Below are 19,050 nucleotides of genomic sequence, written 5' to 3'. Positions count from 1 at the left end.
GGTGGCGACGCGCCGTGTCGTGCGGGCCCGGAGGAAACGGAAATGACGGACGTAGTGATCGTATCGGCCGCGCGGACCGCGGTCGGCAAATTCGGTGGTTCGCTCGCGAAGGTTGCGGCACCGGAGCTGGGCGCGACGGTGATTCGCGCGGTGCTGGAGCGCGCAGGCGTGCAGCCCGATCAAGTGAGCGAAGTGATCATGGGCCAGGTGCTGGCGGCGGGCTCGGGGCAGAACCCGGCGCGTCAGTCGCTGATCAAGGCCGGGCTGCCGACGGCGGTGCCGGGCATGACGATCAACAAGGTGTGCGGCTCGGGCCTGAAGGCGGTGATGCTGGCGGCGAACGCGATCGCGGCGGGCGACGCGGAGATCGTGATCGCGGGCGGCCAGGAGAACATGAGCGCGGCGCCGCACGTGCTGCCGGGCTCGCGCGACGGGTTCCGGATGGGCGATGCGAAGCTGGTCGACACGATGATCGTCGACGGGCTGTGGGACGTGTACAACCAGTACCACATGGGCATCACGGCGGAGAACGTCGCGAAGGAATACGGGATCACGCGCGAGGAGCAGGACGCGTTCGCGGCGCTGTCGCAGAACAAGGCGGAAGCCGCGCAGAAGGCCGGCCGCTTCGCCGACGAGATCGTGCCGGTGTCGATTCCGCAGCGCAAGGGCGAGCCGCTGCAGTTCGCGACCGACGAGTTCGTGCGTCACGGCGTGACGGCCGAGTCGCTGGCGGGGCTGAAGCCGGCGTTCGCGAAGGACGGCTCGGTGACGGCGGCGAACGCGTCGGGGCTGAACGACGGCGCGGCGGCGGTGCTGGTGATGTCGGCGCAGAAGGCGCAGTCGCTGGGGCTCACGCCGCTGGCGCGCATCAAGGCGTACGCGAACGCGGGCGTGGATCCGAGCGTGATGGGCATGGGCCCGGTGCCGGCGTCGCGGCGCTGCCTGGAGCGCGCGGGTTGGACGCCGGGCGATCTGGACCTGATGGAGATCAACGAGGCGTTCGCGGCGCAGGCGCTGGCGGTGCACAAGCAGATGGGCTGGGACACGTCGAAGGTGAACGTGAACGGCGGCGCGATCGCGATCGGTCACCCGATCGGCGCATCGGGCTGCCGGATTCTGGTGACGCTGCTGCACGAGATGGTCAAGCGCGATGCGAAGCGCGGGCTGGCGTCGCTGTGCATCGGCGGCGGGATGGGCGTGGCGCTCGCGGTGGAGCGCGCGTAAGCGGTCGTCCGTAATCGGCCGAACCGATCCGGGCGCCGGCCGAAGCCGCAATCGGCCGGCGTCACGTGAAAGTCAGAGGGGCCTTCTGCAGCTCTCGAATCTAAAAATGGAGAGAGATTTATGTCTCAGCGAATTGCGTACGTAACAGGCGGCATGGGCGGCATCGGCACCAGTATTTGCCAGCGTCTGTCGAAAGACGGCTTCAAGGTGGTGGCGGGTTGCGGCCCGAACTCGCCGCGCCGGGTGAAATGGCTCGAGGAACAGAAGGCACTCGGCTACGATTTCATCGCGTCTGAAGGTAACGTCGGCGACTGGGACTCGACCAAGGCAGCGTTCGACAAGGTCAAGGCCGAAGTCGGCGAGGTCGACGTGCTGGTCAACAACGCGGGCATCACGCGCGACGTCGTGTTCCGCAAGATGACGCACGAAGACTGGACGGCCGTGATCGACACCAATCTGACGAGCCTGTTCAACGTGACGAAACAGGTGATCGACGGGATGGTCGAGCGCGGCTGGGGCCGCATCGTCAACATTTCGTCGGTGAACGGCCAGAAGGGGCAATTCGGCCAGACCAACTATTCGACCGCGAAGGCCGGCATTCACGGCTTCACGATGGCGCTCGCACAGGAAGTTGCAACGAAGGGCGTGACGGTCAACACCGTGTCGCCCGGCTACATCGGCACCGACATGGTCAAGGCGATCCGTCCGGACGTACTGGAGAAGATCGTCGCGACGATTCCGGTGCGCCGTCTCGGCGCGCCGGAGGAAATCGGCTCGATCGTCGCGTGGCTCGCGTCGAACGACTCCGGTTTCGCGACCGGCGCCGACTTCTCGCTGAACGGCGGCCTGCACATGGGCTGAACGGGCCGGCTGCGCGGGCCGGATGGCCGCGCAGCCGGGCCCTTCCGAAGGCCCCCGCCACCCGGCTTCGGGCGGCGGGGATTCGTCACTTGCGCTACGCTGCACTCAAAGGCGTTACATGACTACTACAAAGAAGACGGCCGAGCGGCTCATCAAGAAGTACCCGAACCGCCGGCTCTACGATACCGAGACGAGCACGTACATCACGCTGACCGACGTCAAGCAGCTCGTGCTGGAACAGGAGGACTTCAAGGTCGTCGATGCGAAATCCAACGAAGACCTGACGCGCAGCATCCTGCTGCAGATCATCCTCGAAGAGGAGAGCGGCGGCGTGCCGATGTTCTCGTCGTCGATGCTGTCGCAGATCATCCGTTTCTACGGTCACGCGATGCAGGGGATGATGGGCACGTACCTGGAAAAGAACATCCAGGCCTTCATCGACATCCAGCACAAGCTCGCGGATCAATCGAAGAACCTCTACGAAGGCAACGCGATGAATCCGGAGGTCTGGTCGCAGTTCATGAACATGCAGGCGCCGATGATGCAGGGGATGATGACGAGCTACATCGAGCAGTCGAAGAACATGTTCGTGCAGATGCAGGAGCAGATGCAGAACCAGGCGAAGTCGATGTTCAGCACGTTCCCGTTCAAGCAGCCGGGCGCGCCGGAGCCGGAAAAGAAGTAAGGCCGTCGCCTGCGCGGCGGCGTGCAACGTTCAGCGTGCAGCGGCGGGTCGGCGCAAGGCCGGCACGCCGTGCCGGTTTTGCTCACAGGGCGATATCGAGGTCCTGATCGTCTTCCGACGGCGGCAGATCGAGCACGAGTTTCACCGCACTGTAGTTCGCCTTCAGCGAAAACACGCGGCCGATCACGAGAAACGTCTGCCGCGAATTCTCCAGCTCGACGAAGTCGCCGGGTTGCGGCACCTGTGCGCCCTGATCGTACGAAAAGCTCGTGCTGGTCTGTTCACCGATGGTTTCGGCGGCGTGCTCGGTGAATTCGATCGTGATGTGCGTGGTCATGCGGATTCCGTTGGGAAAGTGAAAAAGCGGACGCTGCGATTTTCGCATGAGGGCGGGGCGGCGGAGCGCTTCGGTGTGGGCGGGAACGCGAGCCTCGGCGGCGTGTCGCATTTGCGGGGCACGCATTTTGGGGCCACTGCGGGTGGTGCGCTGCCGCCGGTTTTGTCTCGCTCACCCCTAAATCGCTGTAAACTCTCGCTTTTGCCGCCACGCCCCACATTCCAGATGTCCCAGTCCCCCAAAGTAGGCTTCGTGTCGCTCGGTTGTCCGAAAGCCCTCGTCGACTCCGAGCAAATCATCACGCAGTTGCGCGCCGAAGGTTATGAAATCTCCGGCACCTACGACGGCGCCGATCTCGTCGTCGTCAACACCTGCGGTTTCATCGACGAAGCCGTGCAGGAAAGCCTCGACGCGATCGGCGAGGCGCTGACCGAGAACGGCAAGGTGATCGTCACCGGCTGCCTCGGCGCGAAGTCGAGCGCGAGCGGCTCCAACCTGATCGAGGAAGTCCATCCGAAGGTGCTCGCCGTCACCGGCCCGCACGCGGTCGGCGAAGTGATGCAGGCCGTGCATTCGCACCTGCCGAAGCCGCACGACCCGTTCGTCGATCTCGTGCCGGCCGCCGGCATCAAGCTCACGCCGCGCCACTACGCGTATCTGAAGATCTCGGAAGGCTGCAACCACCGCTGCACGTTCTGCATCATCCCGTCGATGCGTGGCGATCTCGTGTCGCGTCCGGTCGCCGAAGTGATGCTCGAAGCCGAGAACCTGTTCAAGTCGGGCGTGAAGGAATTGCTCGTGATCTCCCAGGACACGAGCGCGTACGGCGTCGACGTGAAGTACCGCACGGGCTTCTGGAACGGCAAGCCGATCAAGACGCGCATGACCGACCTCGTCGCCGCGCTCGGCGAACTCGCCGCCCAGTACGGCGCGTGGGTGCGCCTGCACTACGTGTATCCGTATCCGAGCGTCGACGAAGTGATTCCGCTGATGGCCGAAGGCCCGTTCAAGGGCCACGTGCTGCCGTATCTCGACGTGCCGTTCCAGCATGCGCATCCGGACGTGCTCAAGCGCATGAAGCGCCCGGCCAACGCCGAGAAGGTGCTCGAGCGCGTGCAGAAGTGGCGCGAGATCTGTCCGGACCTGACCATCCGCAGCACGTTCATCGCCGGCTTCCCCGGCGAGACGGAAGCGCAGTTCGAAACGCTGCTCGACTTCATCCGTGAAGCGGAGCTCGACCGCGTCGGCTGCTTCGCGTATTCGCCGGTCGAGGGCGCAACCGCCAACGAGCTCGACGGCGCGCTGCCGGACGACGTGCGCGAGGAGCGCCGCGCGCGCTTCATGGAAGTGGCCGAGGAAGTGTCGGCGCGGCGCATGCAGCGCAAGGTCGGCAAGACGCTGAAGGTGCTGATCGACGAAGTCGGCAACGAGGGCGGCATCGGCCGCACGGCGGCGGATGCGCCGGAGATCGACGGCGTCGTCTACGTCGAGCCGGCGGCGAAGGCATCGAAGCGCTACAAGGTCGGCGATTTCGTGTCGGTGAAGATCACCGGCGCGGACGGCCACGATCTGTGGGGCGAGGTCTAGGCGATGAGCGCCGCGGTTCCGGAGATACTCGCGCTCGGCGAAGCGATGATCGAATTCAATCAGTCGCAGCCGGGCCGTCCGGAATTCCTGCAGGGTTTCGGCGGCGACACGTCGAACTTCTGCATCGCCGCGGCGCGCCAGGGCGCGTCGACCGGCTTCGTGTCGGCGATCGGCGACGATCCGTTCGGCCGCCTGCTGGCCGGGATGTGGGCAGACGAGCACGTCGACACGCGCTACGTGCGCGTCGACCGCAGCGCGCCCACCGGCGTCTACTTCGTCACGCATGGGCCTGACGGCCATCAGTTCGACTACCTGCGCGCGGGCTCCGCGGCGAGCCGCTATACGGCGGCCGACCTGCCGCTCGATGCGCTGGCCGCCGCGAAGGCCGTGCACCTGTCGGGCATCAGCGTGGCGATCAGCACGGCCGCATGCGATGCGGCGTTCGCGGCGATCGTCCACGCGCGCAGCAACGGCGCGCTGATCAGCTTCGACACGAACCTGCGCCTGAAGCTGTGGCCGCTGGCGCGCGCCCGCGCGGTGATCCGCGAAGCGCTGTGCCACACCGACATCTGCCTGCCGAGCTGGGACGACGTCGCCGCGCTCACCGGCGCGAACGATCGCGACGCGATCGTCGACGCGATGCTCGAACTCGGGCCGCAGATCGTCGCGCTGAAGCTCGGCCGCGAAGGCGCGTATGTGGCGACGCCGAGCGAACGGCGTGTGGTGCCGGGCTTCGCGGTCGAGGCCGTCGATGCGACGGGCGCCGGCGATTGCTTCGGCGGTGCGTTCGTCGCGCGGATCGTCGCGGGCGACGATCCGTTCGCCGCCGCGCGTTATGCGAACGCAGCGGCGGCGCTGTCGACCACCGGCTACGGCGCGGTCGCGCCGATTCCGCATCGCGACGCGGTCGAACGCTTGCTGCGGGGCTGACGTCGATGGCCGGGATACGGCCGCGATTTTCGAGCGAATTTGAAGAAGGGAGCAACACAACGTGCGGCAATACAAGCAGTGGCAACGGATGCTGGCGCTGGCCGGCGTGCTTGCGGCGAGCCTCGCGCTGCCGCGCGCGGTCGTCGCGCAGGCGGTCGCGCCCGGCATGCAGACGGACGAAGGGGCGCCCGCGCGGCCGCTGCGGCCCAATCCCGAATTCGCGCGCCTGCCGCGCTACGAAGGCATGCTCGGCGACCGCCCGATCGTCGCGCATCTCGGCCCGAAGACGGACGAGGAGGGCGTGCACGGCGAATACCAGTTCGTCGATACGGGTGAGGTGATCCTGCTCGCCGGCGATCGCGACGGCGACACGCTCGAAGTCGAGGAATCGAACGACGGCACCAACATCACCGGAGTATGGGTCGGCCGCTTCGATGCGACCGGCGACCTGAAGGCCGACCGGATGAACGCCGACGAATCGGACCCGCAACCGGTCGTGCTGCGCGCCGCGCCCGGCGCGCGCGCGGCGCTGCAGGTGCGCGACGGCCGCGTGCAGGAAATCGAGACCGTCGGCGGCGTCGTCAACCTGCGTACCGACGACTGAGCACCCGCTGGCTCGGCGCGCGCGGCGCGCATTGTATCGGGCCAAGCGCGGCGAATTTGACTACCCTAGCGACATCTTTCGCAACCGAGCCTCCTACCGGCCTGCCGACATGACTGCATCCAATCCGAAGCGCGCCCTCCAGACCCGTATCGTTCAACCCGACGATGTCATTCCGGACGGCTTCCGTTCGTTCGTGCCGCCGGTCGCGCGCGCGTCGACGGTCGTGTTCCCCGATCTCGCGACGATGCGCGCGCTCGTCTGGCACAAAGACAACCAGTGGCGCTACGGGCTGCACGCGACGCCGACCTCGCTCGCGCTCGCGCAGCGGCTCGCCGAGATCGAGGGCGGCACGCACGCGTTGCTGCAGCCGTCGGGCCTCGCGTCGATCACCAACGTCTATTTCGGCGTCGTCAAGGCGGGCGACGACGTGCTGATCCCGCACAACGTCTACGGCCCGAACGCCGATCTGGGCAACTGGCTCGCGAAGGACTTCGGCATCAGCGCGCGCTTCTACGATCCGCTCGTCGGCGCGGGGATTGCCGATCTGATCCAGCCGAACACGCGGCTGATCTGGATCGAGGCGCCGGGCTCGGTGACGATGGAAGTGCCCGACGTGAGCGCGATCACGTCGGTGGCGCGCGCGCGCGGCATCGTCACCGCGATCGACAACACCTATTCGGCCGGGCTCGCGTTCAAGCCGTTCGAGCATGGCGTCGACATTTCCGTGCAGGCGCTGACCAAGTATCAATCGGGCGGCAGCGACGTGCTGATGGGCGCGACGATCACCGCGAACGCCGAGCTGCACGCGCAGCTGAAGCTCGCGCGGATGCGCTGCGGGATCGGCGTGTCGGTCGACGATTGTTCGCTCGTGCTGCGCAGCCTGCCGAGCCTGCAGGTGCGCTTCGACGCACACGGTAAGAGCGCGCTCGCGCTCGCGCAATGGCTGAAGACGCGCCCGGAGATCGCGACCGTCCTGCATCCGCAACTGCCCGATTGCCCGGGGCACGCGTCGTTCATGCGCGACTTCACCGGCGCCGGCGGGTTGTTCTCGGTGGTGTTCGACGAACGCTACGACAGCGCGCAGATCGATCGTTTCGTCGAAGCGCTCGAGCTGTTCGCGATCGGCTGGAGCTGGGGCGGCGCGTGCAGTCTTGCGATGCCTTACGACGTCGCGTCGATGCGCACGAACTGGCCGCATCGCGGCACGCTCGTGCGGTTCTACGTCGGCCTGGAGGACGAAGGCGATCTGCGCGCGGACATCGAGCGCGCGATGCAGACAACGCTCGGCAGCTGACGCAGCCGCAGCACCCGACGCAACCGACGCGGAAAACGAAACGCCGACGCGATCGAGTATCGCGCCGGCGTTTTCGTTTCTGCCGCGTGCCGCTCAGAACAGCCGCAGCAGCCCGTCCAGCCCGACGTGATCGAACGCGACGGTCGCCGCCTCGCGCACCACGGGCTTCGCATGGAACGCAACCGACAGCCCGGCCTCGGACATCATCTTGAGGTCGTTCGACCCGTCGCCCATCGCGATCGCGCGACCGGGCTCGAGGCCGAGCGACGCGCAGGTCTCGCGCAGCAAGCGCGCCTTCACGTCGGCGTTGACGATCTCGCCGAGCACCTTGCCGGTCAGCTTGCCGTCGACGATCTCGAGCGTGTTCGCATGCGCGTAGTCGAGGCCGAGGCGCGCCTTCAGGCGTTCGGTGAAGAACGTGAAGCCGCCCGACACGAGCAACGTTTTCAGGCCCGCGGCCTTCACGCCGGCGAGCATCGTCTCGGCGCCCGGCGACAGTTGCAGCCGTTCTTCGTACACGCGCTCGAGCGCATGCGCGTCGAGCCCGGCGAGCAGCGCGACGCGGCGCGTCAGGCTCTCGTTGAAGTCGCGGATCTCGCCGCGCATCGACGCTTCGGTGATCTCCGCGACCTGCGTTTTCAGCCCGCAGAAGTCGGCGATCTCGTCGATGCATTCGATCGTGATCAGCGTCGAATCCATGTCCATCACGACGAGCCCGAAATCGCCGAGCGTGCGCCCGGCATCGACGAAGCCGAAGTCGAGCGCGTGCGTGCCGCAGTACGCGTCGATATCGAGCCGCTGCGCGGGATTCGCGTTTTCGATGCGCAGCGCGTGATCGTCGGTCTGCACGATGCGGGTGCCGCGCGACAGCGCGAGCAGCGGTTTGTGATGGGCGTCCGACAGCGGCGCGAGACTCTGGATGACGAGGTTGTGGGTCATGACGGAATGATTGAAAGCGAATGAAACGCGTGTGCGGCCGCGGCCCCGCCGGCGTGCGGGGCTGCTGCGTCGAGAACGCGCCATTGTATCCGGTTGGTATCCGGCCGGGCCGCGATCGGCTGGGGGCGCTATTCCACTATCTCCGTTCCGAGCGATCCCAATACGGCGGGTCGCCAAAGTGTTCGGCCAGGAACCCGATGAACGCGAGCGTCTTCAGCGGCACGTGCGCGCGGCTCGGATAGACGGCCCAGACGGCGACGTCGTCCGCGAACGGGTAGTCGTCCAGCACGGTGACGAGCGCGCCGCTCGCGAGCAGCGGGCCGACGTCCCAGGTCGACTTGATCGCGATGCCGAAGCCGTCGACGAGCGCTTCGCGGATCGCCTCGCCGTTGCTCGCGACCAGCCGCCCGCCGACGCGCACGGTCAGCGGCCCTTGCGGCGTGACGAACGACCAGTCGCGCTGATCGCCGAGGATCACGCATTCGTGCTGCGCGAGCTCGGCCGGATGGCGCGGCGTGCCGCGCTCGGCCAGATACGCGGGCGAGCAGCACAGCACGCGCCGGTTCGCTGCGAGCCGGCGCGCGACCAGCGTCGAATCCTTCAGCGCGCCGAGCCGGATGGCGACGTCGTAGCCGTCGTCGACGAGGTCGACGATCTCGTCGGACAGCCGCAGGTCGAGCGACACGGACGGATAGCGGCGCAGGAACGCCGGAATCACCGGCGCCACGTGCTGACGGCCGAACGACGACGACATCGACACCTTCAGCCGCCCATACGGCTCGCTGCGCCCGTGGCCGACGCAGGCGCGCGCGGCGTCGGCGGCCGACAGCAGCGCGTCGGCGCGGGCCATGAACACCTCGCCGTCCTGCGTGAGGCTGATGCGGCGGGTCGTGCGGTGCAGCAGCCGTGCGCCGAGCTGGCGCTCCAGCTGCGCGATGCGCGCGCTCGCCACTGCCGCCGACACGCCGAATTCGCGCCCGGCGGCGCTCACGTTCGCGAGCAGCGCGGCACGCACGAACAGGCCGACGTCGAGCAGATCGAGCGGCTTGTCGGGCGCCGGGACCGGATCGGATGACATTGTTCGGATATTCCTGAAAATGTTTAAGGAAATATAGCGGTTTTCTCGAAGGATAGCGGGGTCTACGATCGTGGTCATGGGGCTGCGCCGCGGCCCGCCTGATTTCCGTGGAGGATGTTCGAGATGAAAGCCGTTGGACTGACCCGTTACCTGCCGATCGACGATCCGCAGGCCCTCGTCGACGTCGAATTGCCGCAACCGGTGCCCGGTCCGCGCGACCTCCTCGTGAAGGTCGAGGCGATTTCGGTGAACCCGGTCGACACCAAGGTGCGCGCGCCGAAACCGCAGGTCGAGGAAGCGCCGCGCGTGCTCGGCTGGGATGCGGCCGGCACCGTCGTCGCGGTGGGCGCCGACGTCACGCTGTTCCGGCCCGGCGACGCCGTGTTCTATGCGGGCAGCATCACGCGCCCGGGCGCGAACAGCGAATTCCATGCGGTCGACGAGCGGATCGCCGCGCGCAAGCCGGAGTCGCTCGATTTCGCGGCGGCCGCCGCGTTGCCGCTCACCGCGCTGACTGCCTGGGAGGCGCTGTTCGACCGGCTGCGCGTGTCGCCGCAGCGAGCGGACGCCGGCAAGTCGGTGCTGATCATCGGCGGCGCGGGCGGGGTCGGCTCGATCGCGATCCAGCTGGCGAAGACGCTCGGCGGGCTGCACGTGATCGCGACCGCGTCGCGGCCGGCGTCGGCGGAATGGGTCCGCTCGCTCGGCGCAGACGACGTGGTCGACCATTTCGGCGACCTGCCGGCACAGTTGCGCGAGATCGGCCGTCCGAACGTCGACTACGTGCTGATCTTCAACGACACCGACCGTCATTTCCCGGCCGCGGCCGAAGTCATCCGGCCGCAGGGCGGCATTTGCACGATCGTCGAAAACGCGAAGCCCATTCCGGTCGAGCTGCTGAAGGCGAAGAGCGCCGCGTTTCACTGGGAGTTCATGTTCACGCGCGCGATGTTCGAGACGCCGGACATGATCGAGCAGCACAAGATCCTCAGCGAGGTCGCGCGGCTCGTCGACGGCGGCACGCTGCGCACGACGCTCGGCGAACAGCTCGGCACGATCAACGCCGCGAACCTGCGGCATGCGCACCGGATGCTCGAGGGCGGCCGCGCGATCGGCAAGCTGGTGCTCAGCGGCTTCTGAGCGATCCGCGCGCGAAGCGCGTAAGGCAAGCGGCGTCGCGAGCGCAAGCGGGGTAACACCCGATGCGTTCGCGCCGCATCGCGTGCCGCTTGGCGGTAGACTGGCAGCGCATCATGCATCGAAAACCGCGCGGCATATGCGTGCCGCCGCAAGACAAGGAGGTCAGCATGAGCCAACGCAGCTGGTCGGCCGCCGCATCGTGGTCGGCCGTGTTCGCCGTGGCGTGCGTCAGCGCGAGCGTATTCGCGGCGCCGCCGGTGAAGGGCAGCCTGACGGGCGGCGGGACGGGGCAGCTCGAATATACGGTCAAGGTCGACTCGAAGACCTTCGGCAACACGCAGGAGACCCGCAAGATCCGTTCGGGCGAAACCGACGACTTCAACTGGAAGTCGGTGCCGCCGGGCGGCGCGATCGCGATGCCGAACGGCTGCCCCAACGCCGACAACCTGCCGCGCGATGCCAACGGCGCGATGGTGCGTCAGACCCAGGTGCGGCTCGCGCCGTCGGTCGACGCGAAGGGCATCGCGAACGTTCAGCTGAGCTTCCAGGCGGCCGCGCCGAAGGGCACGCGCAATGTCAGCGCAGGCGGCAAGTCGCTGCAGTGCCCGGACGTCGTGTCGGTGAGCCAGGTCAAGTGGGTGTCGATTCCGACCAACGGCGGCTCGAAGTCCGTCACGATGAGCGACGGCACCAAGGTCACCGTATCGATCAAGCACTGAGGCCGGCCGCCGACCGGTGCGTGCGCAACCATCGCGGTTGCGCGCCGGCCGGATGGCCGCTCGCCCGCCGCACTGCATGACGTCATATGGCCGTCACGCAGCTGCGGCGCGGCGGTTCTTCTTCCCAGACGTCATTCCAACCCGATCATGCATGCGCGCGCGGCGGCCTTGCCGCGTCACGCGTCACGACTTGCGTTCCTCGAGCCGCGACGCAATGAAGCGATGGTCGGGCGAGAACAACCGGCGATACGTCAGCAACACGGCGCCGACGGTGCCGAGCGCGGATGCGGCCGCGATCAGGAACATGATGACGATCTGGTAGCGCACGGCCTGCAGCGGCGACTGGCCGGCGAGCACCTGACCGGTCATCATCCCCGGCAGGCTCACGACGCCGACCACGGCCATCTGGTTCAGCGTCGGCACCATGCCGGCGCGCACGGCCTGGCGCGCGGCGTCCTGCGCGGCTTCCCAGCGCGTCGCGCCGAGCGCGAGCGCGGTCTCGACGCGATCGCGCCTGGCGGTCAGCTCCTCCATCATCCGCTCGACGCCGAGCGATACGCCGGTCAGCGTATTGCCGAGAATCATCCCGAGGATCGGGATCGCATATTGCGGCGTGTACCACGGATGGATGCGGATCACGACGAACAACCCGATCGCCGCGACGATCCAGCTGCTGAACCAGATCGACGCGATGCTGTCGACGCGCTGGCCGCGGTAGGCGTGCTTGCCGCGCCCGGCGCCCGCGAAGCCGGCGATCAGCGTCATCAGCGCGGTGAGCGGCAACACGACGCTCCAGTGCGGATGACCGAACACCCAGCCCAGCACGTAGCCGATGGCGAGCAACTGCACGACGGTGCGCACGGCCGCGAGCGCGAGCCGGCGGCCCAGGCCGAGCGACAGCGCCGCCGAGATCGCGCCGTTGATCGCGACGAGCCCGGCCGCGATGCCGACGTCGACGAGGCTCAGGTCCTGCAGCGTCGGGCTCATTGCGCACACTCCGTCGGGTTGGCCGCGTGCAGCACGCCGGCCTGCATCACTAGCTGGATCGTGCCGATGCGCGCGGCCTGCGCGGGATCGTGCGAGATCCACAGGTATGCGCGCGCAGCGGGCGCCGCATCGAACCACGCGGCGACGAGCGCTTCGATCGCGCGCGCGGACGCCGGGTCGAGCGCCGAAGTCGGCTCGTCGAGCAGCAGCACGTCGGGCTCGAGTTGCAGCACGCGCAGCAGCGCGACGATCTGCGCTTCGCCGCCCGACAGCTCGCTCGCACGCTTGTCGAGAAAATCCGCGCCGCGGCCGGCGCGCGCGGCGAGCGCTTCGGCGCGCGCGCGGTCGTACGCCGCGTCGCGATAGACCGCGAGCGCGTACGGATAGCGCAGCTGCGCATCGACCGTGCCGTCCATCTGCGCCGCGCGTTGACGCACATAAGCGACGCTGCGCCGGTAGCGCGGAATTGCGCCGCGCTTGATGCGCGCGCCGCGCCAGAGGAGCTGGCCGCCATCGAGCGGATCGAGCAGCGCGAGGGCGCGCAACAGCACGCTCTTGCCGGAGCCCGATGGCCCCGTGATAGCAATTCGCGATCCTGCGGCGACGCTGAGGTCGGTCGGCGCCAGCAGCGTCTTGCCGTTGGTCGCGTCGCGGCGCGTGATCTGCTGCGCGTCGATGAGAGCGGTCGGGGCGGTCATGTCGAAAATGAAAAAAAGCGTTAATGGCGCCGAAGCGTGGCGCGAGCGTGCGCCATAATACCGATTGAAAAGCCGCCGGTGTCGTGCTCTGTGCGCTCGCGCAAGTGGCCCGACATGGCGCGCCAACTCTGCAGAACAACGACGGAACCGCCATGACGCTCGCCCGCACCATCGGCAAATCGGCTGCATGGATCGTCGGTATCGTCGCGGTGATCATCGCGGCGGCCGGCATCTTCATCTTCACGTTCGACTGGAACCGCGCGAAGCCGTGGGTCAACGAACACGTGAGCGCGGCGCTCGGCCGTCCGTTCGCGATCAACGGCGATCTGAAGCTCGGCTGGCGCCGCCCGATCGGCGAAACCGGCTGGCGTGCGTGGGTGCCGTGGCCGAGCCTGTCGGCGACGCAGCTGGAGATCGGCAATCCCGACTGGGCGCAAGGCCAGAAGTTCGTCACGCTCGACGCGGCGCATTTCGATCTCGCGATTCTGCCGTTGTTCGCGCATCAGATCGTCATTCCGTCGATCGACGTGGTCAATCCCGCGGTGGACCTCGAGCGGCTCGCCGACGGCCGCAACACGTGGACCTTCCAATTCAAGCAGTCGGGGCAACCGTCGAAGTGGCAGGTGCGGCTCAAGAGCTTCGCGTTCGCCAAAGGCACGATCGTCTATCGCGATGCGATCACGAAAGCCGATCTGACGATCGCGGTCGATACGCTCGGCAAGCCGATACCGCTCGGCGACGTGCTCAAGCAGCAGGAACAGACGTCGCGCGCCGCGTCCGCGCAGCGCGTCGGCAAGCGCGGCGCCGCGCAGCTCAGCGCGAAGGCCAATGCCGATGCAGCGTCGGGGGCGAGCGGAGCGGCGGCTGCTTCGGGGGCTTCGGCTTCGTCTGCGTCAGCGGTCGTGCAGGCGTCCGCTGCGTCTAGTGCGTCTAGTGCGCGTGCTGCCTCGGGCGCCACTGCGTCCGCGCAGTCGTCCGGTCCGACCTATGCGTTCGGGCTCAAGGTCGATGGCCGCTACAAGAACGCGCCGGTCAGCGGCACCGGCAAGGTCGGCGGCGTGCTCGCGGTCGAGAACGCGACGCAGCCGTTTCCGCTGCAAGCCGACGTGAAGGCCGGCGACACGCGGCTCGCGATCGTCGGCACGCTGACGGACCCGATGCATCTCGCGGCGATCGATCTGCGCCTGTGGCTGCAGGGCACGTCGATGTCGCATCTCTATCAGCTCACCGGCATCACGCTGCCCGACACGCCGCCGTACGCGACCGAAGGCCGTCTGATCGGCAACTTCAAGCAACATGCGAGCACGTTCCGCTACGAGAACTTCAACGGCCGCGTCGGCGGCAGCGATCTCGGCGGCACGCTCGTGTGGGCGCAGCGCGAGCCGCGGCCGAAATTGTCCGGCGAGCTCGTGTCGAACCTGCTGCAGTTTTCCGACCTCGCGCCGGTCATCGGCGCCGACACCGCCGCGAGCAAGGCGAAGCGCGGCGACACGACGCGCCAGCCGGCCGACCGCGTGCTGCCGGTCGCGACATTCCGCACCGAGCGCTGGAGCGCGATCGACGCCGATGTGAAGTTCACCGGCCGCAAGCTGATCAAGAGCCCGCAGTTGCCGATCACCGATCTGTACACGCACATCCTGCTGCAGGACGGCGTGCTGTCGCTCGAGCCGTTGCAGTTCGGCGTCGCAGGCGGCACGCTCGCGACCGATGCGCGGCTGGACGGCAGCCGCACGCCGCTCAAGGGCCGCTTCACGCTGGCCGCGCGGCACCTGAAGCTCAAGCAGCTGTTCCCGACGCAGAAAGTGATGCAGACCGCGCTCGGCGAGATCAACGGCGACGCGTCGCTGTCGGCGACCGGCAATTCGCCGGCCGCGCTCGCCGCGACGTCGACCGGCGAAGTGAAGGCGCTCGTCACCGACGGCCGCATCAGCCGCCTGCTGATGGAGGCGGCGGGGCTGAACGTCGCGAACGTCGTCTACGAGAAGCTGTTCGGCAATCGCGACGTCAACATCAATTGCGCGGCGATCGATTTCGTCGCGAAGGACGGCATGCTCGACCCGAAGGTGTTCGCACTCGACACCGACGACGCGCTCATCAACGTCGACGGCCCGATCAATCTGCGCGACGAGTCGATCGACCTGAAGATCCATCCGCATACGAAGGGCTTCCGGGTGTTCTCGCTGCGCTCGCCGCTGTATGCGAAGGGCACGTTCAAGAACCCGAAGGTCGGCGTCGACGCCGGCGCGCTCGCGCTGCGGGCCGGCGCGATGGTCGGGCTCGGGCTGATCAACCCGTTCGCGGCGCTGATTCCGCTGATCGCGCCGAGCAACAACCGCGACGTGCCGTGCTCGGAGCTGTTCGGGCAGATGAACGCGAAGACGGCGCAGAAGCACGCGCAGAAGGCCGGCAAGTGACGCGACGGCCGGCCGGGCGCGCGGCGCAGCGCGCCGGCTGGCGGGGCCGGAACGGCGCGGTCGGCAGTTTCGCCGACACCTGCTAAAATACACGGTTTTCCGTCGATTTCTCTCTTACGGGACCTGCCGTGCTTTCTACTGCCAACATCACGATGCAATTCGGGCCGAAGCCCTTGTTCGAGAACATCTCGGTCAAATTCGGCGAGGGCAACCGCTATGGTCTGATCGGCGCGAACGGCTGCGGTAAGTCCACCTTCATGAAGATCCTCGGCGGCGACCTCGAGCCGAGCGGCGGCAACGTCGCGCTGGAGCCGAACGTGCGCCTGGGCAAGCTGCGCCAGGACCAGTTCGCGTACGAGGACGTGCGCGTGCTCGACGTGGTGATGATGGGCCACACCGAAATGTGGGCCGCGATGACCGAGCGCGACGCGATCTACGCGAACCCCGAGGCGACCGACGACGACTACATGCACGCGGCGGAGCTCGAGGGCAAGTTCGCCGAATACGGCGGCTACGACGCCGAGGCGCGCGCGGGCGCGCTGCTGCTGGGCATCGGCATCGAGGAGAAGTTCCACAACGGCACGATGGCCGACGTCGCGCCGGGCTGGAAGCTGCGCGTGCTGCTCGCGCAGGCGCTGTTCTCGAAGCCGGACGTGCTGCTGCTCGACGAACCGACCAACAACCTCGACATCAACTCGATCCGTTGGCTCGAGCACACGCTCAACGAGTACAACTCGACGATGATCATCATCTCGCACGATCGTCACTTTCTGAACTCGGTGTGCACGCACATGGCCGACATGGACTTCGGCACGCTGAAGGTCTGGCCGGGCAACTACGACGACTACATGCTCGCATCGGCGCAGGCGCGCGAGCGTCAGGCCGCGGCGAACGCGCGCGCGAAGGAGCGCGTGGCCGAGCTGCAGGACTTCGTGCGCCGCTTCTCGGCGAACAAGTCGAAGGCGCGTCAGGCGACCAGCCGCGCGAAGCAGATCGACAAGATCAAGATCGAGGAATTCAAGCCGTCGTCGCGTCAGAACCCGTTCATTCGTTTCGAGTTTGACAAGAAGCTGCACAACGTCGCGGTGGTGGCCGAGGAGATCACGAAGAAGTACGAGCGCACGATCTTCCAGAATTTCAATCTGTCCGTGCAGCCGGGCGAGCGCATCGCGATCATCGGCGAGAACGGCGCGGGCAAGACGACGCTGCTGCGCGCGCTGCTCGGCAATCTGCCGCTCGACCACGGGACCGTGAAGTGGGCCGAGAACGCGAACGTCGGCTACATGCCGCAGGACACCTACGAGGAGTTCCCGGACGACATCACGCTGATGGACTGGATCGATCAGTACCGCAAGGACGGCGACGACGAAACGATGGTGCGCGGTACGCTCGGCCGCCTGCTGTTCTCGGCGGACGACATCAAGAAGTCGGTGAAGGTGCTGTCGGGCGGCGAGAAGGGCCGCATGATCTGGGGCAAGCTGATGCTGGGCCGCCACAACGTGCTGCTGATGGACGAGCCGACCAACCACATGGACATGGAGTCGATCGAGTCGCTGCAGATCGCGCTCGAGCAGTTCGAAGGCACGCTGATCTTCGTGTCGCACGACCGCGAGTTCGTGAGCGGGCTGGCGAACCGGATCATCGAAGTGCGTACCGACGGCACGCTGTTCGACTTCGGCGGGAATTACGAGGAGTTCCTCGCGAGCCAGGGGCAGGAGTAATCGCACGGGCGATCGTGCCCGCACCGATTCGCGTGAAGCCCGCCAGATGAATGCCTGGCGGGCTTTTTTGCGTTTGTGGGCGTGCGGCAATAAGCGGGCGGGCGGTGCGTACACCCGTTGAGATATGCGAGCACGGCGGCCATGAATCGTGAACCGCTAACCGTTAGCCCCCCTCAGCCCGAAAAATCCGTCACCACCGTCACTCCGGCGCCTTCGAACCGATCCATGTTCATCAGCGCGTCGATCGACTCGCCGAGACTGATTTCCTTGCCGATCAGGCGCTCCGGCGCGAGCTTGCCGGCATGCACCATGTCGAGCATCGCGCCGTAGCGATGCGCCTGCATCCCGTGGCTGCCGAGAATCTCGAGTTCGTGCGCGATCACCTTGCTCATCGGCACGGCCGGCGTCGCGTGTTCGCCGAGCATCAGCCCGACCTGCACGTGCTTGCCGCGCCGGCGCAGGTTGCTGATCGAGTTGAAGCAGGTGGTCGGATGGCCGAGCGCATCGAGCGAGACGTGTGCGCCGCCGCGCGTGATCTCCTTCACCGCGTCGACGACGTCCGTCACCTGCGACGCATCGACGGTCGCCGCCGCGCCGAGCGCGCGCGCGAGCGTTAGGGCACGCTCGGAAATGTCGATCGCGACGACGTTCGCGCCGATCGCGTTCGCGATCATGATCGCCGACAGGCCGACGCCGCCGCAGCCGTGCACGGCCACCCACTGGCCGGCCGACGTGCGCCCCTGGTCGACGACCGCGCGAAACGACGTCACGAACCGGCAGCCGAGGCTCGCCGCGGTCGGGAAGTCGAGCGCATCGGGCAGCCGCACGAGGTTCAGGTCCGCGTGGTGGATGCCGACGTATTGCGCGAACGAGCCCCAGTGCGTGAAGCCGGGCTGAAACTGGCGCTCGCAGACCTGCTGATTGCCAGAGTGGCATTCCGGGCAATGGCCGCAGCCGCCGACGAACGGCACCGTCACGCGGTCGCCGGCCTTCCAGCGCGTGACCGCCGCGCCCGTCGCGACCACCACGCCCGCCAGTTCGTGGCCCGGCACATGCGGCAGCACGATGTCCGGATCGTGTCCCATCCAGCCGTGCCAGTCGCTGCGGCACACGCCGGTCGCCTTCACCTCGATCACGACGCCGTCGGGTGCCGGCCTCGGATCGTCCACGTCCATCAGCCGCGGCGCCGCGCCGAACGCTTCATAAACGACTGCTTTCACGATCTCCTCCTGGGTCGAATGACTCTTTCAATATAGCGCGACAATGGTGGATTGTTCTTTCGTCTTGCGATTGAGAAGCGCACGATTCTGAGATAGCCTTGCGACGATCGTGCGATTGCCGCAAGGAGCTTTCATGGAGCAGCTGGACAGGATCGATCGCGGCATGCTGGACATGCTGCAGCAGGACGGGCGCGTGTCGAACGCGCGCCTGGCGGAAGCGTTCTCGCTGAGCGAGACGTCGTGCTGGCGCCGGCTGCGCCGGCTCGAGGAAGCGGGGCTGATCGCCGGTTATCACGCGCGGCTCGATCGCAGAAAGCTGGGGTTCGGCGTGATGGCGTTCGTGCAGATCGTCTGCACGCAGCACAGCGAGGCGGTGACCGCGGAGTTCGAGCGCCTGATCCAGGCGAGCCCGAACGTGCTCGCCTGCGACAACACGACCGGCGAAGCGGATTTCCTGCTGCAGGTCGTGGCAGCCGATCTCGACGACTACAGCCATTTCGTCGAAAGGGTATTGCGCAAGCTGCCTGGCGTGCTGAGCATTCGCTCGAATCTGTCGCTGCGGCAGCTGAAATCGACGCAGCGGCTGCCGATCGCGTGACGCGCACGCCGGCG

Annotated in this window: 18 protein-coding genes; 12 read left to right on the top strand and 6 right to left on the bottom strand. The window is 67.2% G+C overall.

What is annotated here, in order from left to right; translation table 11 throughout:
• Window positions 1–42: 42 nt before the first annotated feature.
• The 3 genes from MYA_RS07650 to phaR all read left to right on the top strand — a co-directional run bounded on the left by MYA_RS07650 (window position 43) and on the right by phaR (window position 2,770).
• Window positions 43–1,224: an acetyl-CoA C-acetyltransferase gene (locus MYA_RS07650; RefSeq protein WP_041493836.1), complete on the top strand. Its 1,182-nt coding sequence runs from the start codon at window positions 43–45 to the stop codon at window positions 1,222–1,224.
• Window positions 1,225–1,344: 120 nt separating this feature from the next.
• Window positions 1,345–2,085 (top strand): 3-ketoacyl-ACP reductase, encoded by a 741-nt coding sequence (locus MYA_RS07645; protein WP_011884946.1) that lies wholly within the window; start codon window positions 1,345–1,347, stop codon window positions 2,083–2,085.
• A 118-nt stretch (window positions 2,086–2,203) separates the two neighbouring features.
• The gene (gene phaR / locus MYA_RS07640; RefSeq protein ID WP_011884945.1) at window positions 2,204–2,770 is read left to right on the top strand and encodes a polyhydroxyalkanoate synthesis repressor PhaR; all 567 of its coding nucleotides are present in this window, start codon (window positions 2,204–2,206) and stop codon (window positions 2,768–2,770) included.
• 82 nt (window positions 2,771–2,852) lie between these two features.
• Here phaR and MYA_RS07635 read toward each other — a convergent pair whose 3' ends face one another.
• A complete protein-coding gene (locus tag MYA_RS07635; protein ID WP_011884944.1) occupies window positions 2,853–3,107 on the bottom strand; it encodes a hypothetical protein in 255 nt (84 codons plus the stop codon).
• A gap of 225 nt (window positions 3,108–3,332) precedes the next feature.
• Here MYA_RS07635 and rimO point away from each other — a divergent pair, with 225 nt between their 5' ends.
• The 4 genes from rimO (at window position 3,333) to MYA_RS07615 (ending at window position 7,522) form a co-directional block, all read left to right on the top strand.
• Window positions 3,333–4,694 (top strand): 30S ribosomal protein S12 methylthiotransferase RimO, encoded by a 1,362-nt coding sequence (gene rimO / locus MYA_RS07630; RefSeq protein ID WP_011884943.1) that lies wholly within the window; start codon window positions 3,333–3,335, stop codon window positions 4,692–4,694.
• Window positions 4,695–4,697: 3 nt separating this feature from the next.
• Entirely contained in the window at window positions 4,698–5,624 is a 927-nt protein-coding gene (locus MYA_RS07625; protein WP_011884942.1) for a sugar kinase, read from the top strand.
• An 88-nt stretch (window positions 5,625–5,712) separates the two neighbouring features.
• On the top strand, window positions 5,713–6,228 hold the full coding sequence (locus tag MYA_RS07620) for a hypothetical protein (RefSeq protein ID WP_232356153.1): 516 nt from the start codon (window positions 5,713–5,715) through the stop codon (window positions 6,226–6,228).
• A 109-nt stretch (window positions 6,229–6,337) separates the two neighbouring features.
• The gene (locus MYA_RS07615) at window positions 6,338–7,522 is read left to right on the top strand and encodes a cystathionine beta-lyase (protein ID WP_014723086.1); all 1,185 of its coding nucleotides are present in this window, start codon (window positions 6,338–6,340) and stop codon (window positions 7,520–7,522) included.
• Between the two features lie 93 nt (window positions 7,523–7,615).
• On the opposite strand, the gene serB is transcribed toward MYA_RS07615, so the two are convergent.
• Both serB and MYA_RS07605 read right to left on the bottom strand, forming a co-directional pair.
• On the bottom strand, window positions 7,616–8,461 hold the full coding sequence (serB, locus tag MYA_RS07610) for a phosphoserine phosphatase SerB (protein ID WP_014723085.1): 846 nt from the start codon (window positions 8,459–8,461) through the stop codon (window positions 7,616–7,618).
• 136 nt (window positions 8,462–8,597) lie between these two features.
• A complete protein-coding gene (locus MYA_RS07605; RefSeq protein WP_014723084.1) occupies window positions 8,598–9,539 on the bottom strand; it encodes a LysR family transcriptional regulator in 942 nt (313 codons plus the stop codon).
• Window positions 9,540–9,662: 123 nt separating this feature from the next.
• On the opposite strand from MYA_RS07605, the gene MYA_RS07600 reads away from it, so the two are divergent.
• Window positions 9,663–10,679, top strand: a complete 1,017-nt coding sequence (locus tag MYA_RS07600; RefSeq protein ID WP_034193202.1) for a zinc-binding alcohol dehydrogenase family protein — start codon at window positions 9,663–9,665, stop codon at window positions 10,677–10,679.
• 167 nt (window positions 10,680–10,846) lie between these two features.
• Window positions 10,847–11,398, top strand: coding sequence for a DUF6013 family protein (locus MYA_RS07595; protein ID WP_014723082.1), 552 nt, complete (start codon window positions 10,847–10,849; stop codon window positions 11,396–11,398).
• Between the two features lie 183 nt (window positions 11,399–11,581).
• Here the strand turns inward: MYA_RS07595 and MYA_RS07590 are convergent, their stop codons facing one another.
• Window positions 11,582–12,385, bottom strand: coding sequence for an ABC transporter permease (locus MYA_RS07590; RefSeq protein ID WP_011884935.1), 804 nt, complete (start codon window positions 12,383–12,385; stop codon window positions 11,582–11,584).
• The gene (locus MYA_RS07585; RefSeq protein WP_011884934.1) at window positions 12,382–13,083 is read right to left on the bottom strand and encodes an ABC transporter ATP-binding protein; all 702 of its coding nucleotides are present in this window, start codon (window positions 13,081–13,083) and stop codon (window positions 12,382–12,384) included. The genes MYA_RS07590 and MYA_RS07585 overlap by 4 nt, the downstream gene beginning before the upstream one ends.
• Before the next feature lie 152 nt (window positions 13,084–13,235).
• Here MYA_RS07585 and MYA_RS07580 point away from each other — a divergent pair, with 152 nt between their 5' ends.
• Together MYA_RS07580 and MYA_RS07575 are read left to right on the top strand one after the other, a co-directional pair.
• Window positions 13,236–15,497: an AsmA family protein gene (locus MYA_RS07580; protein WP_011884933.1), complete on the top strand. Its 2,262-nt coding sequence runs from the start codon at window positions 13,236–13,238 to the stop codon at window positions 15,495–15,497.
• Window positions 15,498–15,625: 128 nt separating this feature from the next.
• On the top strand, window positions 15,626–17,218 hold the full coding sequence (locus tag MYA_RS07575; RefSeq protein ID WP_014723081.1) for an ABC-F family ATPase: 1,593 nt from the start codon (window positions 15,626–15,628) through the stop codon (window positions 17,216–17,218).
• Window positions 17,219–17,391: 173 nt separating this feature from the next.
• Here MYA_RS07575 and MYA_RS07570 read toward each other — a convergent pair whose 3' ends face one another.
• The gene (locus tag MYA_RS07570; RefSeq protein WP_014723080.1) at window positions 17,392–18,438 is read right to left on the bottom strand and encodes a zinc-dependent alcohol dehydrogenase family protein; all 1,047 of its coding nucleotides are present in this window, start codon (window positions 18,436–18,438) and stop codon (window positions 17,392–17,394) included.
• A gap of 133 nt (window positions 18,439–18,571) precedes the next feature.
• Here MYA_RS07570 and MYA_RS07565 point away from each other — a divergent pair, with 133 nt between their 5' ends.
• Window positions 18,572–19,036 (top strand): Lrp/AsnC family transcriptional regulator, encoded by a 465-nt coding sequence (locus MYA_RS07565; RefSeq protein ID WP_011884930.1) that lies wholly within the window; start codon window positions 18,572–18,574, stop codon window positions 19,034–19,036.
• Window positions 19,037–19,050 lie beyond the last annotated feature (14 nt).

The organism is Burkholderia sp. KJ006 (genome assembly GCF_000262695.1).
In the GTDB taxonomy this organism is placed as follows: domain Bacteria; phylum Pseudomonadota; class Gammaproteobacteria; order Burkholderiales; family Burkholderiaceae; genus Burkholderia; species Burkholderia vietnamiensis.
The sequence above is the reverse complement of the archived record's forward strand: the minus strand, read 5'-3'. Positions and strand labels throughout refer to the sequence as shown.

What these genes read in the sequence shown, in the direction of transcription:
- MYA_RS07650 (WP_041493836.1), top strand. Translation starts at nt 43, where the DNA reads ATGACGGACGTAGTGATCGTATCGGCCGCGCGGACCGCGGTCGGCAAA.
- MYA_RS07645 (WP_011884946.1), top strand. Translation starts at nt 1,345, where the DNA reads ATGTCTCAGCGAATTGCGTACGTAACAGGCGGCATGGGCGGCATCGGC.
- phaR (WP_011884945.1), top strand. Translation starts at nt 2,204, where the DNA reads ATGACTACTACAAAGAAGACGGCCGAGCGGCTCATCAAGAAGTACCCG.
- MYA_RS07635 (WP_011884944.1), bottom strand. Translation starts at nt 3,107, where the DNA reads ATGACCACGCACATCACGATCGAATTCACCGAGCACGCCGCCGAAACC.
- rimO (WP_011884943.1), top strand. Translation starts at nt 3,333, where the DNA reads ATGTCCCAGTCCCCCAAAGTAGGCTTCGTGTCGCTCGGTTGTCCGAAA.
- MYA_RS07625 (WP_011884942.1), top strand. Translation starts at nt 4,698, where the DNA reads ATGAGCGCCGCGGTTCCGGAGATACTCGCGCTCGGCGAAGCGATGATC.
- MYA_RS07620 (WP_232356153.1), top strand. Translation starts at nt 5,713, where the DNA reads ATGCTGGCGCTGGCCGGCGTGCTTGCGGCGAGCCTCGCGCTGCCGCGC.
- MYA_RS07615 (WP_014723086.1), top strand. Translation starts at nt 6,338, where the DNA reads ATGACTGCATCCAATCCGAAGCGCGCCCTCCAGACCCGTATCGTTCAA.
- serB (WP_014723085.1), bottom strand. Translation starts at nt 8,461, where the DNA reads ATGACCCACAACCTCGTCATCCAGAGTCTCGCGCCGCTGTCGGACGCC.
- MYA_RS07605 (WP_014723084.1), bottom strand. Translation starts at nt 9,539, where the DNA reads ATGTCATCCGATCCGGTCCCGGCGCCCGACAAGCCGCTCGATCTGCTC.
- MYA_RS07600 (WP_034193202.1), top strand. Translation starts at nt 9,663, where the DNA reads ATGAAAGCCGTTGGACTGACCCGTTACCTGCCGATCGACGATCCGCAG.
- MYA_RS07595 (WP_014723082.1), top strand. Translation starts at nt 10,847, where the DNA reads ATGAGCCAACGCAGCTGGTCGGCCGCCGCATCGTGGTCGGCCGTGTTC.
- MYA_RS07590 (WP_011884935.1), bottom strand. Translation starts at nt 12,385, where the DNA reads ATGAGCCCGACGCTGCAGGACCTGAGCCTCGTCGACGTCGGCATCGCG.
- MYA_RS07585 (WP_011884934.1), bottom strand. Translation starts at nt 13,083, where the DNA reads ATGACCGCCCCGACCGCTCTCATCGACGCGCAGCAGATCACGCGCCGC.
- MYA_RS07580 (WP_011884933.1), top strand. Translation starts at nt 13,236, where the DNA reads ATGACGCTCGCCCGCACCATCGGCAAATCGGCTGCATGGATCGTCGGT.
- MYA_RS07565 (WP_011884930.1), top strand. Translation starts at nt 18,572, where the DNA reads ATGGAGCAGCTGGACAGGATCGATCGCGGCATGCTGGACATGCTGCAG.